Here is a 14,160-nt window from a genome sequence, read left to right as displayed (position 1 = left end):
TCACCTGAAGATAAAAACGTGCGGAAAAGTCGCGCAGTTTATCATCAAAAGTGTGACGGATTTAACGATTTGACAACTTTTGTCGTTTTTAATGAGCCTGGAGAGAGCGCGTCGTCGACTGATACCTTTTCTGCATAACGAAAATGAAAATTCAGTATCCACATTTGAGGTGAAACAATCATAGCGTCTGAAAAGGAGAAACTATGAAAACACGTAATTTATCTCAAAATCTTACCGTCAGTGCCGTCGGCTACGGTGCCATGGGGCTGAGTGAATTTTATGGCCAGACTGATGACAACGCCTCGCTGCGGGTATTGCATAGCCTCATCGATCTGAACGTGACGTTTATTGATACCGCAAATTTATATGGCCGTGGTCATAATGAAAGACTAATCGGTCATTTTCTTGCCGGGCTGGATAAAAGCACTCGCGAGCAGTTCAAAATAGCCACGAAATGCGGCATCGATCGCTCTCCCGACGAGTCTTATGCCCGCACCATCAACAATACGCCTGACTATATCATCCGCTGCTGTAATGAGTCCCTCAAGCGGCTTGGCGTGGAGCGAATCGACCTCTTTTATCTACACAGACTGAGTAACACCACCCCGGTCGAAGAGAGTATGGATTGTCTGCGCACCCTTGTGAAAGAGGGCAAGATCAACCACATAGGCCTTTGCGAAGTGTCGGCGTCAACGCTGCAACGGGCCCATGCGGTACATCCGGTCACCGCGCTGCAAACGGAATATTCTCTGTGGACACGCGATATCGAGGAAAGCATTCTGCCGGTCGTGAAAGCGTTAGGCATTGGTCTGGTGCCCTACTCGCCTCTTGGCAGAGGCTTCCTGACGGGAAAATACCTGAACAATAGCGAATTTGCAGAGGGTGATTTCCGTAAAAATAACGAGCGCTTTATGCAGTCCAGCCTCGATCATAATCGCCAGCTGCTCGATGTCATCCACCCGCTGGCGGCGAAATACGGCTGTACCGCGGGTCAGATTGCCCTTGCCTGGCTGTTAGCGCAATACGATCGGCTGGTTCCCATCCCGGGCACTAAGCACACCGGCTATCTGGCCGAGAACGCGCGCGCTGCCAACATTGAGCTTGAGAAGAGCGATATTGAATCATTGAACAACCTGCATCGCCGGATAGCGATTAAAGGCGATCGCTATTCTGCCGAGGGTATGAAGGGCGTGAACGCCTGATACCTCATCAAGAAAATAAAAAAACCGGGTTTTCCCGGTTTTTTTATATCGGATACGCCGTGCCGTTAGCGATAAACGCTCAGCGCGGCGACGCCACACTTGCCGTCATTACGGACCAGGGCATGAACCAGCGTCATCAAAATCCGGCAGCCGGATGCGCCTATCGCATGCCCAAGCGCGATTGCCCCGCCGTAAGAACCTGACCCATAATGACCTGAGAGATATTACTGGCCTCTACGCCAGATTCTTTCAGGAGCGCCTGAATGACCCAGCTTCCCAGGTCAGCGGCGGAATGCTCCGCAAGCGCGCCCAGAAATGCGCCCGTCGCCGTGCGGCGGGCAGCAATAATGACAACCTCGCTCATGCGTCACTCCCTTTCAGTCCCGGCAACGTATGACCCGTCGCAGCGATTGCCGCGCGGTAGGCGGTAAGACCGTTCATACAGGCGGGAACGCCGGCATACACCGCCATCTGTATCACAATTTCAAGCAGCTCTTCCGGCGTCACGCCGGTGTTGAGCGCGCCTCTCATGTGCAGTTCCAGCTGCGGCATAGCATTACCCAGCGTCACAAGCGAGGCGACAGTCAGCATTTCGCGCGTTTTGAGTTCCAGTCCCGGACGTCCCACCACATCCCCGAACGCATAGTCGGTTATCAGGGCGGGCAGGCCCGGGTCCAGTTCGCTCAGGCGGCGGGTAACTTTATCCGCGAGCCCTGCTTCAAGACGGTCCATGATCTCTCTGCCATAGCGCGTGCGGTCATTAATTTGACTCATAAGATTTCTCCATACGGGATTGTTTTGCGGTCAAGGTTGCAGGAATAACCGCGACAAGCAGAACGGACAGGCCGATAGCCGTGCCGGCGACGATATACAGGAGCGGCATTGAAAATGATGAAACCATCCAGGCACCGACCGACGCGCCGATACCAATGGCGGTATTGAAAAACGAAACGTAGATTGCGGAGGCCGGGAAGGCTTTATCTTCAGCCATACGTAAAACCCACGTCTGGAAGCCGACAAATATTCCTGACACGGCAACGCCCCAGATAATCATGCTGGTGAATATCAGCGCAGCAGAGAGCGAGGAACCTGACAGGCCCAGGAACAGCAGCACTGCACAGATCAGCAGTACAGACAGCGAAACCGTCAGCTTGAGATACTTATCAATCATCACGCCGGTCAGGAAATTACCGGCCAGACCCGCGATGCCGTAAACAAAAAGCACGGCGGGAATAAAGGCGGTGGACAGTAAACTCTGCGTGTGAAGCCAGGGTTCAATGTACGTAAAGGCGGCAAAGTGCGCCGTAACAGCCAGTAGGGTTGCTGAGTAAATTTTCCACAGGGTAGACGATTTCAGCACGCCCTTAAGCGCATCCAGGCCAAGCGCGCTTTTGCTGGCGATCTGGGGAACAAGCACGCTAATACCCACAAAGGCAATTACGCTCAGCGCGGCCATCAGCCAAAATGCCTGCCGCCAGCCGAAGTGGATACCAATGTAGTTGGAAACCGGTACGCCAAAAACGCTTGCTGCGGAAACGCCACCAAATACGATTGACGTCGCCGCACCAATATATCTGGCAGGAACCATGGCAACCGCCGTTGCGCCGATCATCGCCCAGAATGCACCGTGAGCAAGCGCGCCCAGCACGCGGGCACTAAGCAGCATTCCGTAGGTGTTTACCGTCGCGGCCATGACGTTAGAGATCAGAAGCACCACGGTGAGCACGAGTAAAAGCCGCTTCTTAGCCACATTGCCTAAAAAGACGGAGGCAAACAGCGCACTCAACGCCCCCACCCAGGCATAAAGCGACACGGTCATGCCCACCGCGGATTCCGAAGACCGTAATCCCTCTGCGATTGGCGTTAATAATCCGACCGGCGCCAGTTCGGTAGTGACAATAGTAAACGTTGAAATAGCCAGAATGAATAACGCAAGCCATGACCTTAACGTCATATTTTGCGGAGAGAGTTCTGAAGTCATACTACTTACCTCAATAATGGTTTAAATAATGTGCCAATTTTTTTCTGCTGCATATCGGGTAAGCGCGGAATGCTCCCCCACACAGACGGGATGCCCAATGGCTTCGAGCATTGGAATATCCGAAAGATCGTCACCGTAGGCATAACAATCCGCTGGATTAATCTCCTTATCCCGGCAAAACGTCATCAGGGCGTCTTTTTTACCCGCTCCAATTGTTTCGGGCAGGCCGATTTCCCCCGTCAACTCGCCTGCGTCATTTATTATTAACGGAGCACAGAGTATGTCCGTTACCCCAAGATATTTCGCAATGGGTGACAGAATCGGAAGCATAGAGCCCGATATAAATACGGTGTACATGTTCTTTCTCTGATGGCTTTTAAGTGCTGAAACGGCACTCTCAATAAAAAATTCGTTTTCTGGCTTACGCCTGAACCATTCATCGCCCATTTCTTCCAGATAACGACAAGACACACCTTTAAACTGGCGATAATACTCTCTGTTCAGCGTCTCCCCTGGCACACCGTTTTTTACGTCGACGCGAAAGCGAGACATATAGCGTTGAAGACGATCGTTTTGATTATTTCCCCTGCACCAGAAGTCATAGAAATCAAACATGCTTTTAATATTTATTAGCGTCTCATCAACGTCAAAAAATGCGGCGTGGTTTCATCGCGCCCCTGACGATACTGCTGATAGTTATGGGCGGGCACCTCAACGTGACGAAGCTGAATATAATTTGATTCGGGTAAACTCTTTTTATTATCGATAGAGGATTCAACAAACTTAAGCAGTTCGCGACGAATATCGGCAGAAAGAACAACAGAGAAACGATGGAATATGGATTCCATTTCACTCTCAGCACACGCAATTTCTTTAATGTCATTGACAGCGCGCAGTTCCAGCAGTTCATTAACACCGTTTTCTTCACAGGAAAACTAGCGAACGTTTTCATTGCTTTTTAAGGAGATAAAATCTTTCTCTGTAAAAGTATTTTTTAACGGGAAGCGTGATACCAGTACATATTTAGATGACATAATTACTCCGAATATTGATTGAGTGAGGATTCTGGTAGAAATTTATCAATATAGGAAACAATTGGAATTGTTAAATTTGTAATATATTTTTGGTATTACTGTTGAAATGGGTTTACTGCCCGCATTTAGCGTGTAATATCGAAATGGAAAAAAGACGAAATACCTTTTCGCATTCAGGACCCACGTATGGCCACAGCAGAACATTTAATCAGCAATAACCTGCCCAGTATCAAACAATTACAATGCTTTCTCGCTGTCGCACATGAACTGAACTTCCGTAAGGCTGCCGAACGCCTACGCATGACTCAACCGCCATTGACGCGTCAGATAAAATGCCTTGAAGCGGTTCTGAAACGTCAGTTGTTCAGCCGCAACACGCATGACGTTAGCCTCACAGAAGCAGGCCGTGCGCTGGTTGTTCAGGCTGAAAAAATACTCAAAGACATCAGTAACCTAAAAGTAGATCCTCTCTCTTCTGAAACGAGCCTGCGTATTGGACTCACGCGGACCCTTAATTTTGAATATATTGAACCCGTGAATTCCCAGCTTCAAAAAATGAACGCGGGAGATGATGTCGAAACGCCGGACCTGACGTCAGCCCAACTGCTGCAAAGCTTGTCTAAAAACATGCTGGATCTGGTGCTGACCGGTGAAAAAGGAACGGGTCACGAAGACATTGTTCAATACCGCTGGGTCTGCCAGGAACCGTTGCTCATCGCAATGCCCTCTTTACACCCTGCCAGCCTGAAAGAGAAAGTCGCGCTGGAGGATATTAGCGATCTTCCCATTTTCTGGTTTTCCAGAAGTGCCAACCCGTCATTTTACGACAAATGCGAAAGCTACTTTGATACGCTGAAAACGCCTCTGAAGCGGATAAAAGAGCCGGATGATACCCTTGTGATGCTAAGCCGTATCGCAAGAGGGAAAGGATTTGCGCTGCTGCCTCAGTCGAAATGCACCTTTAATCAGGAAGGACTTTGCTACCGTGAACTCACGGACGCCGAGGCAAAAAGGTTAAACATAGATATCTATGCCGCCACTCGCCTCAATGAAAATAGAGAGGAGATCCTTAACGCACAGAATGTGTTATGCGGGAAAACGGCTTAATGCAGGTAAAACACGCCCTCTTCCGGCAGGAAAAGCTGGTTATAGCGTAACTGGAAGGCGTTTAGCTCCTGCGGATCGGGCTCCATTTCACGCATAAAACCCAGCGTCAGACGGACCTGCGCGTCCGTGATCGGCGCGGCCAGACGGGCTTTACGCAGCATGCGATGCCAGGCAAGCAAATTCTCTTCACTGCCATCGACAATGCAGACCTGCCAGATAAGCAGCACCTGGGCGGCATTTTGCAAATGCGCTTCGTCCGGGCGTTCAAGGTAGCGGATAAACTCATTGCCGGGCGTTTTTCCGAACTGATCGATCATCGATTCTACAGGAACCGGGGTGATCCCCAGCCGCTCGCTCAGGCGTTTAATTGCGCGACGTGAATCTGAGGTCAGGACCCGAAATCCCACCACAAACACCACGGCAAGCGTTGCCAGCATTATCCAGACCATGCGTTCTCCTCTACGTCAGCCGCTCATCATAGCGGGAAACGCGCGGCGTCGACAGCGGGCAAGGCCATAATAGTGCAGTGAAAAAAGGTGGAAAATCGTTATGAGGGCAGCGCCAGGCGTGCTGGCGTGTAGTGCGCCGAAGACAGCCCGCGCAGAACGGGCTGCGGGGCTGTTGCTTTAGACCGGTCAGCGTGCCTGCAGCCCTTTCAGCAGCGCGTCATGGAAGCGCTGAGGGTCCTGCATCTGTGGCGCATGGCCCATGTCGTTAAACTCAACCAGCGTCGCATGCGGAATGCGTTTTTCCGTCTCCTTACCCAGTACTGCATAGTTGCCCAGCGTCTTGCGGATCGCCGGCGGGGCGAGGTCTTTCCCGATGGCGGTGTTGTCTTTGGTGCCGATCATCAATAATACCGGCATCTTCAGTTCACCAAATTCGTAGATCACCGGCTGGGTATAAATCATGTCGTAAAGCAGGGCTGAGTTCCAGGCGACACGCGTTTTGCCCGGCCCATTGTTCAGCCCTGCCAGCATCGTCACCCAACGCTCATACTCCGGCTTCCATTCCCCGGCATAGTAGGTATTTTTCTCGTACTGACGAATACCATCGGCGCTGGTTTTAAGTTCACGCTGATACCACTGATCGACCGTAATATGCGGTACGCCGCGGGCTTTCCAGTCTTCTAAACCAATCGGGTTGACCATCACCAGCTGTTCCACTTCCTGCGGCCACATGAGCGCGTAGCGGGTCGCCAGCATGCCGCCGGTCGAGTGCCCAATAACCGTCACGCGATCGACGCCGAGCTGCTTAAGCAACGCGTGGGTGTTATCCGCCAGCTGCTGGAAGGTGTACTGGTAATGCTCGGGTTTGGTGGATTTACAAAAACCAATCTGGTCTGGTGCCACCACGCGGTATCCGCTGGCGGAAAGCGCGCGGATAGTCCCCTCCCACGTTCCGGCGCAGAAGTTTTTACCGTGCATCAGCACCACGGTGCGGCCGTTGGGTTTTTCTGGCTTAACGTCCAGATAGGCCATATCAAGCGGCTGATGTTGCGAGGTAAAGGTGAAATGCTTAACCGGCCAGGCGTAATCAAACCCTTCCAGCTTCTCGCCGTACGTCGGCGCATCCGCCGCCAGGGCGGGGGAGGCAAGCGCCACCAATAGCGCAAGACAGGATAGTCGTCGGTTTACCATGCAAGCTCTCCATAACAAAACGGACAAAAGCCGCGGGGTGCGGCAGCAAAATTAAAATGTAGAGCATTGCAGGGAGCGGGTCTGTAAAGGGGGGTAAAGGTGGGATGTAAAAAAAGCCCGGCGGTCAACCGGGCAAAGAAGTTACCTGCACACTCAGGCTACTTTTAATTTCTGCATCCGATTTTCACGGCGGATCTTACGTTCTTCCAGCACCGCGACCATCGCCATCAGGACGATACAACCGATGGCGGCGGCATCCAGCGCGGCAAAGGTCCCGGCCCAGCCGGTGAGGCCGAAAATCGGCGTGCCGTCGGCGATCATACCCAGACCCAGCTTGGCGAAGCTGTCACCGATCAGGTAGGCGAAGGTGCCTTTAATTCCATCGGCAGCGCCGATCGCTTTTTTCGGTACGAAGCCGACTGCCGCCACGCCGATCAGCAGCTGTGGACCAAACACCAGGAAGCCGAGCGCGAACAGGGACGCCAGGTAAACGTACTGGTTGCTGGCGTGCTGGTAGACGCCGAGCGTGGCGATAATCAGCGCCAGCGCGACGCAGGCCACCAGCGCGCGGCGACCATTGGCGAGGTCCGAGAGCCAGCCCCACAGCAGCGTGCCGACCAGCGCGCCCACTTCGAACAGGGTGAAGCCCTGAATCGCAACTTCTTTGGAGAGCTTCAGCTCCTGGAAGGCATACACGGTGGACCACTGGTCGATACCGATACGCACCACGTACAGGAAGATGTTGGAGAAACAGAGCAGCCAGATCACTTTGTTTTTCAGCACGTACTCAACAAAGATCTGCCATTTGGACATCTCGTTTTCTTCGGTCTCTTTGTCCTCTTCGCTGATCTCCTCGCCGAACAGCTCTTCGGCTTTGCCGAGGCCGTACGATTCCGGGGAGTCGCTGCCGTAGCGCAGGCCGATAAAGCCGACAATCAGGGCGATAATCGACGGGAAGATAAACATGCCGATCACGTGGCCGTCGAACAGGTAGTTTGCGCCGAACAGCGCCACGCCTGCCGCACCCGCCCCACCGAGGTTGTGGGAGATGTTCCACATGCCAAGGTACGAACCACGCTTGCGGCGAGGGGTCCATTTGGTGATGGTGGAGTAACTGCACGACCCACCGGTACTCTGGAAGAAACCGCTCAGGGCGTAGAAGGCGATCATCATGAACAGGCTGACGGAGCCCGCGCCCATGCTGGCGCTGAAGCCGAGCATACAGATGGCGGAGAGGATCAGCATAAACGGCAGGAACTGCTTGGTGTTTTTGCCGTCCGCGTAGTAGGAAACGACGGTTTTGCCCACGCCGTAGGTGATAGAGAAGCCCAGGCCAATCATCCCCAGCTGCGTCATGCTCAGCCCGTAGGTTGAGATCATGTCGTTCTGCGCGATGTTAAAGTTTTTGCGGATCAGGTACATGGTCAGGTAGCCGATAAAGACCACCAGGTAAGACTGCATGAACGGTTTGAACCACATTTTACGCCGCACATCGAGCGGCAGATCCAGGGTCGGTTTGCGCACCTGATTTAAGAAGGCCAGCATGATTGGTTTACTCCTGAGCTGATTTTTGCAGCATTGTAAAAACCAGCCGGGAGCGACGCCTGAGACAGCGTCCAGGTGAAACCAGGAAAATTTCTTAGTTTTGCGCCATTCGGGATGAAAAGGTGAAGCACATCACGCTTCGTGTGCCTCGCGCGGCGCCTGCGCATGCAGGAACGGCAGCAGCAGCAGGGCCGAAATTCCTGCCGCGATGGCGATCACGGCGAAGAAACCGCTCCAGTGCCAGACGTCGATCACCCGCGCCAGCGGCCAGCCGGAGAGCGAAGCGCCAAGATAAGCAAACAGCCCGACAAAGCCCGTGGCTGCTCCCGCGGCGTCTTTGTGTGAACACTCCGCCGCCGCCATGCCGATCAGCATCTGCGGGCCAAAGACGAAAAAGCCGGTGGTGAAGAAACACGCCGCCTGCATCACGTAGCTGGCAAACGGCATCAGCCATAGCGAACCAACGGAAAGTAAAATCCCGGCGGCGAAGATCAGGTTCATCGGCCCGCGGTTACCGTTGAAGAGCTTATCCGAGCCCCAGCCCGCCACCAGCGCGCCGATAAAGCCGCCCAGCTCGAACATCGTCACCGCCGAGTTGGCGGTCACCAGATCGACGCCCAGGGTTTCGGACATATACAGATTGCCCCAGTCGTTGATCGCCGCACGCACCACGTAGACCAGCACGTAGCAGAGGGAGAGTAACCAGATATAGGGATTTAACAGCACATATTTGGTGAGGATCTCTTTACGCGTCAGCCCTGCACCTTCCTGCTGTTGAGCGACTTCCATCTCGTCGTGCCGCCAGTCGCCTACCGCGGGCAGGCCCACGGTTTGTGGCCTGTCACGCAGTCGCCAGCAAAGAAACAGCCCGGCAACGATCGCCAGCCCGCCGGCAATCATCATTCCCGTGCGCCAGCCGTAGTGCAGCGCCGCCGCCCCGACCACCATCGGAATAAGCGCCCCCCCGACGTTATGCGCCGTGTTCCAGATAGCCCACCAGCCGCCACGCTCGTTGCGCGAGTACCAGGCGGTAAGCAGACGGGCACACACCGGCGCGCCCCATCCCTGGAAAAAGGCGTTCAACGCCCACAGCAGCGCAAAGGCCCAGAGTGAGGTGGAGAAGCCAAACAGAATGTTCACCACCCCGGTGGCAATGAGTCCAGAGCCCATAAAATAACGGGCATTCGAGCGGTCGCTGACGATACCGGAGAAGAACTTCGACAGGCCGTAGGTGATGTAAAACAGCGTCGCCAGCAGGCCAATATCGGTGCGTGTCATCACCCCGCTGGCGAGGATTTCCGGCGCGGCGGCGTTGAAACTTTTGCGGGTAAAGTAAAAAAGCGCATACCCCAGCCAGATGGTGATCAGGATATGGCGACGCCAGTAACGATAGCGGGCGTCAATTTCACGTTTATCGTTTAGCGGGGCGGCATTCGCCGGGGTTTTAAACATGCTGACTCCTCAGCGGTAAACTGACGCTGACGCGCGTGCCGTGGGTGCAGGAGATGGTCAGGGTGCCACCCAACGCCTTGACGCGCTCACGCATGCCCGCCTGGCCAAAACCCAGCTGGCCGGAGCCCGGCGGCAGACCGCAGCCATCATCTTCAATCACCAGCATCAGGCGTTCATCCTGTTGCCATCCCTGCAGCATTACCGCGCTGGCGCTGGCGTGCTTAACAATATTATTCAGCCCTTCCTGACAGACGCGGAACAGCGTGACGCGCTGACCCTCGCTCAGCAAAGATTCATTGATGCGCCAGTCAAGATGGCTGACGATCCCGCGGCTTTCCAGCTCCATCTCGCGCATCAGAGACCGTACCGCCTGCTCAAGCGTAAGATCGTCCAGCTGGCGCGGTCGCAGCCTGCCAAGCAGTCGCCGCACCGAGTCATACACGCCAAGAGAGAGCTGTTCGATATGTGCCCCGCCCTGCTTTACGCCAGCGTTTTCGGCCGCCAGACGCTGAACGATGCCCGCCTGAGTGCGAATGGCGGTAATGGTCTGGCCGATGTCATCGTGCAACTCGCGGGCCACCTCCTGCCGGACGCTCTCTTCCGTTTCCAGCAGGCGTTCTGCCAGACGGCGATTACGCGCCAGCTCGGTTTGTAATGAGTGGTTAAGTTCACGCAGGCGCTGAATCCCGGCCCCCAGCAGCAGCCCGGTCAGGCTCTGGGCCAGCAGGGAGAGCAGTAAATCGACGGGGTGATCGTGCCAGGTCTGGCTGGCAATCAGCGCGATAGCGTTCATCAGGGTGGCAATCAGCGCGCCCTGCCAGCCGTAGTGCCACGCAAGGGCAATAATCGGCAACGCCAGGCAAAACGGGGTAAAGCGCGACAGCTCATCGGGCAGGCCAAGCTGCAGCCACAGGCTGATCGCAAACAGCAGCAGATACCAGATAAGATGCCGGGCGCGCCAGTTTACCGGCTGAGAGACCAGCGCCGGTCCGAGCGGCTGCCAGACGGTACTGGTGAGGTAGTGCCAGATAACCAGGCAGGTGGGAGCCAGCGTCAGACCGCCGGTCAGCGTCAGCAGAAGGGCGTTAAGCATCTCCTCCTCGCCGGTCCACGGCAGGGACTGCAACAGCGCGGCGGCAATCAGCGCCGCCCCCTGACGCAGCAGCGTGCGCCAGTCGCGCTGGTGACGATAACGGGAGATCAGCGCCACCGGGATCAGCGTGAGTACGCTGCCCGTCAGCAGTAAAGGCAAGTGCGCCAGCGCCACCTCCTGCGCCAGCCAGACCAGCATCAGCCATTCGGCGCCCAGCAGTACCGGCCAGAAACCGCGCGGGCATTGCAGCATCAGCCCCAGACGCAGGCCAAACGGGAAAAGCAGCACCGCCAGCTCCGGGCGTTCAACCAGATGCAGGCTGATGCTCCACAGGCAGAACCAGGCGGCGGAGAAAATGGAAAAACTGGCAGCAACGGCGATCAGCCGTGAAAACAGCGGGTTCATTGCCAGCTGTCGAACATGCGGCGCGCCAGTTCAACGTCATTACTGACGCCGAGTTTTTCCATCAGGTTAGCGCGGTGAACGTGAACGGTTTTTGGCGACAGCCCCAGGTCCACGGCAATCTCTTTCACCGACATCCCCTGCGCCAGTTTTTCTGCCACCTGACGTTCGCGTCGGGTGAGTGGGTCTTGTCGCCCTGCCGCCAGCTTGATGGCGATATCCGGCGTCAGGTAGCACCCGCCGGTGGAGACCGTGCGCACGGCAGCGATCAGTTCGTCCGGGCTGCAGCGCTTGGAAAGAAATCCGCGTGCGCCTGCGTTCAGTGCCTGCTCCACCAACGCCGGGCTGTCATGGACCGAGAGCATCACGATCGCCATCCCTTTCGGCAACTGGCTCAGCAGCTCAAGTCCGGAGAGATCCGGCATCGAGATATCGCAGATACAGACCTGGACACCGCGCCCGGGCAAACCTGCCAGCGCCTCGCGACCGGAGCCGAACTCCGCCACCACCTGAAAATCAGGCTCAAGGTTCAGCAGCTGGGCAAATCCGGAGCGGACGATGAGGTGGTCGTCGATAAGGGCGATGGTGGTCATGGCGCGTTCCTGGCGGGTTAAAAAACGCGCTTACCTTAACGATAAGCGCGTGGGGGTTCAAGCTTTGCGCTATTTACTCGAAGAACACCGCAATTTTGTTAAACATGGTGGGATCGGACTGGTTGCGCACCACTTTCTCGACATCTTCCAGCTTGTCGATCTGCGCAATCATCTGCTCCAGACGCTGATCGTCATTCACCAGTAGCCAGATGCGGCTGTGCTCGCTGCCCTGGATGGGCAGACAAAGGATACCTTCCACGTTAAACGCGCGGCGGGCAAAGAGCCCACAGACGTGCGTCATCACGCCTGGGTGGTTGCGGACGGTGAGTTCCAGAATGACGTTATCATGTTGTTTCTGCATGGCTTATTCCCCCACCATCTCAGTATTTGCCGCACCTGGCGGCACCATCGGGTACACTTTTTGTTCAGGATCGATACGCACGTGGATCAGCGCCGGGCCAGGACGAGAAATCGCCGCCTGCAGCGCCGCATGAGGGTCCGCTTCGGCGTTCAAATCGCAGGTATGCAGGCCAAAACCGGCGGCAATCTGCATAAAGTTAATCGTTCCTGGATAGGTCGCGGCAAACACGCCCTGCGTATAGAACAGACTCTGCTGCTGGTGCACCAGCCCCAGCGCCTGGTTGTTCATCAGGATGATTTTCACGTCTAACTGGTTTTCGGCTGCCGTCGCCATTTCCTGAATGTTCATCATCAGGCTACCGTCACCGGAGAAGCAGATCACCTTGCGATCGGGATTGGCCAGCGCCGCGCCCACTGCCGCCGGCAGGCCAAAGCCCATGGTCCCCAGCCCACCCGAGGTCAGCCACTGACGCGGACGGTTCAACGGGTAGGCCTGGGCGGTCCACATCTGGTGCTGACCCACGTCGGTGGTGATAATCGCGCTGTCATCAACGCAGGCGGCCACCGCGTTAATCAGCCCGTAATGGCTCAGCGGGTCCCCCTCGGTTGGGATAGCGCCCGGGAACTCTTTTTGCAGATCGGCAACCAGCTGACGCCAGTCGGCGCGATCGGAAGCGTCCGTTTGCGGAATCAACTGCGCCAGCACCTCGGCAACATCACCCTGAATCGCCACGTGCGGCTGCTTGATTTTACCCAGCTCGGCACGGTCGATATCCACATGAATGATTTTGGCGTTCGGGCAGAACTGCTCGGTCTTGCCAATCGCCCGGTCATCAAAACGTGCACCCAGAACAATCAGCAAATCCGCTTCTTGCAGAATGTAGTTCGTGCTGCGCGCGCCGTGCATCCCCAGCATACCCAGCGACAGCGGGTGCGCTTTTGGCAACATACCCAGCGCCATCAGGGTCATGGTGGTGGGCAGGCTGGCTTTCTCTGCGAGCTGGCGTACCGCGTCGGAGGCATTAATCGCCCCGCCACCCAGATAAAGCACCGGGCGTCTGGCGGCGTTAATCATCGCCGCTGCAGCCTGCACGCTCTCTGCGCTGAACTGCGGCGCTGGCGCACGTTCACCCGGCTCCGGCAGCACGTCAATCTCGATCTCTGCGGTCTGAACATCCTTAGGAATGTCTATCCACACCGGGCCGGGACGGCCGGATTGCGCAATACGAAACGCATCGCTGATAACCTGAGGAAGCTCGGCGATATCGCGAACTAAATAGTTATGTTTAGTGATGGGGATAGAGATGCCGTAGGTATCCACTTCCTGAAACGCATCGGTACCGATCATGGAGGACGGCACCTGGCCGGTGATGCAGATCAGTGGAATTGAGTCCAGGCGCGCGTCGGCGATAGCGGTGACCAGGTTAGTCGCACCCGGGCCACTGCAGGCCATACAGACCGCGGGTTTGCCCTGCGTACGCGCCATACCCTGAGCGATGAAACCCGCACCCTGCTCGTGACGCGCCAGAACGTGACGAATCTGCGTGCTTTGGCTTAACGCATCATACAGCGGCAGCACCGTGCCGCCCGGGATCCCCGCAACCGTGGTGATGCCCTGTCGTTCCAGCAAATGAACGATTAACTGCGCGCCCGTGAAACGCGTTTTGGTGGATGTTGTGCCCGAACTTGCCATGCTCCAGTCCTTTTCTTCTGAGCCGACTTTCCGGGGAGGGTCCTTAAACGAAAAACCC

14 protein-coding genes and 2 pseudogenes are annotated in these 14,160 nt (G+C 55.8%); 2 read left to right on the top strand and 14 right to left on the bottom strand.

Going from position 1 to position 14,160, the window contains the following annotated elements; genetic code table 11:
• Positions 1–203: 203 nt before the first annotated feature.
• A complete protein-coding gene (locus ACN9MQ_RS00235) occupies positions 204–1,202 on the top strand; it encodes an aldo/keto reductase (RefSeq protein ID WP_020882725.1) in 999 nt (332 codons plus the stop codon).
• A 65-nt stretch (positions 1,203–1,267) separates the two neighbouring features.
• On the opposite strand, the pseudogene ACN9MQ_RS00230 reads toward ACN9MQ_RS00235, so the two are convergent.
• The 6 genes and pseudogenes from ACN9MQ_RS00230 to ACN9MQ_RS00205 all read right to left on the bottom strand — a co-directional run.
• Positions 1,268–1,393, bottom strand: a pseudogene (locus ACN9MQ_RS00230) (acetyl-CoA C-acetyltransferase); the annotation flags it as partial.
• Positions 1,387–1,566 (bottom strand): annotated as a pseudogene (locus ACN9MQ_RS00225) (acetyl-CoA acetyltransferase); the annotation flags it as partial. The pseudogenes ACN9MQ_RS00225 and ACN9MQ_RS00230, both read right to left, overlap by 7 nt.
• Positions 1,563–1,976 carry a carboxymuconolactone decarboxylase family protein gene (locus ACN9MQ_RS00220; RefSeq protein ID WP_025206518.1) on the bottom strand — a complete coding sequence of 138 codons (414 nt, stop codon included), beginning with the start codon at positions 1,974–1,976 and terminating at the stop codon, positions 1,563–1,565. The pseudogene ACN9MQ_RS00225 and the gene ACN9MQ_RS00220, both read right to left, overlap by 4 nt.
• A complete protein-coding gene (locus ACN9MQ_RS00215; RefSeq protein WP_025206519.1) occupies positions 1,963–3,183 on the bottom strand; it encodes an MFS transporter in 1,221 nt (406 codons plus the stop codon). The genes ACN9MQ_RS00220 and ACN9MQ_RS00215 overlap by 14 nt, the downstream gene beginning before the upstream one ends.
• A gap of 21 nt (positions 3,184–3,204) precedes the next feature.
• Positions 3,205–3,798, bottom strand: coding sequence for an HAD family hydrolase (locus ACN9MQ_RS00210; protein ID WP_426021502.1), 594 nt, complete (start codon positions 3,796–3,798; stop codon positions 3,205–3,207).
• Between the two features lie 14 nt (positions 3,799–3,812).
• A complete protein-coding gene (locus ACN9MQ_RS00205; RefSeq protein WP_063157086.1) occupies positions 3,813–4,031 on the bottom strand; it encodes a hypothetical protein in 219 nt (72 codons plus the stop codon).
• A gap of 372 nt (positions 4,032–4,403) precedes the next feature.
• On the opposite strand from ACN9MQ_RS00205, the gene ACN9MQ_RS00200 reads away from it, so the two are divergent.
• Entirely contained in the window at positions 4,404–5,324 is a 921-nt protein-coding gene (locus ACN9MQ_RS00200; RefSeq protein WP_063925788.1) for a LysR family transcriptional regulator, read from the top strand.
• Here ACN9MQ_RS00200 and ACN9MQ_RS00195 read toward each other — a convergent pair.
• The 8 genes from ACN9MQ_RS00195 to ilvB all read right to left on the bottom strand — a co-directional run bounded on the left by ACN9MQ_RS00195 (position 5,321) and on the right by ilvB (position 14,102).
• Positions 5,321–5,773 carry a DUF1198 domain-containing protein gene (locus tag ACN9MQ_RS00195; RefSeq protein WP_014167992.1) on the bottom strand — a complete coding sequence of 151 codons (453 nt, stop codon included), beginning with the start codon at positions 5,771–5,773 and terminating at the stop codon, positions 5,321–5,323. The genes ACN9MQ_RS00200 and ACN9MQ_RS00195 overlap by 4 nt on opposite strands.
• 186 nt (positions 5,774–5,959) lie before the next feature.
• Entirely contained in the window at positions 5,960–6,964 is a 1,005-nt protein-coding gene (locus tag ACN9MQ_RS00190) for an alpha/beta fold hydrolase (RefSeq protein WP_020882732.1), read from the bottom strand.
• A 153-nt stretch (positions 6,965–7,117) separates the two neighbouring features.
• Entirely contained in the window at positions 7,118–8,509 is a 1,392-nt protein-coding gene (uhpT, locus tag ACN9MQ_RS00185) for a hexose-6-phosphate:phosphate antiporter (RefSeq protein WP_020882733.1), read from the bottom strand.
• 132 nt (positions 8,510–8,641) lie between these two features.
• Positions 8,642–9,961 carry an MFS transporter gene (locus ACN9MQ_RS00180; protein ID WP_014167989.1) on the bottom strand — a complete coding sequence of 440 codons (1,320 nt, stop codon included), beginning with the start codon at positions 9,959–9,961 and terminating at the stop codon, positions 8,642–8,644.
• Positions 9,954–11,459 (bottom strand): signal transduction histidine-protein kinase/phosphatase UhpB, encoded by a 1,506-nt coding sequence (gene uhpB / locus ACN9MQ_RS00175; RefSeq protein ID WP_426021503.1) that lies wholly within the window; start codon positions 11,457–11,459, stop codon positions 9,954–9,956. The genes ACN9MQ_RS00180 and uhpB overlap by 8 nt, the downstream gene beginning before the upstream one ends.
• On the bottom strand, positions 11,456–12,049 hold the full coding sequence (gene uhpA, locus ACN9MQ_RS00170) for a transcriptional regulator UhpA (RefSeq protein ID WP_014167987.1): 594 nt from the start codon (positions 12,047–12,049) through the stop codon (positions 11,456–11,458). Before uhpA ends, uhpB begins: the two co-directional genes overlap by 4 nt.
• 73 nt (positions 12,050–12,122) lie before the next feature.
• A complete protein-coding gene (gene ilvN, locus ACN9MQ_RS00165; RefSeq protein WP_014167986.1) occupies positions 12,123–12,410 on the bottom strand; it encodes an acetolactate synthase small subunit in 288 nt (95 codons plus the stop codon).
• A gap of 3 nt (positions 12,411–12,413) precedes the next feature.
• Positions 12,414–14,102 (bottom strand): acetolactate synthase large subunit, encoded by a 1,689-nt coding sequence (gene ilvB / locus ACN9MQ_RS00160; RefSeq protein WP_020882735.1) that lies wholly within the window; start codon positions 14,100–14,102, stop codon positions 12,414–12,416.
• Positions 14,103–14,160 lie beyond the last annotated feature (58 nt).

The sequence above is a fragment of the Enterobacter sp. R-25 genome (genome assembly GCF_049913205.1).
In the GTDB taxonomy this organism is placed as follows: domain Bacteria; phylum Pseudomonadota; class Gammaproteobacteria; order Enterobacterales; family Enterobacteriaceae; genus Enterobacter; species Enterobacter ludwigii.
This window is presented reverse-complemented; position numbering and strand designations above follow the sequence as displayed.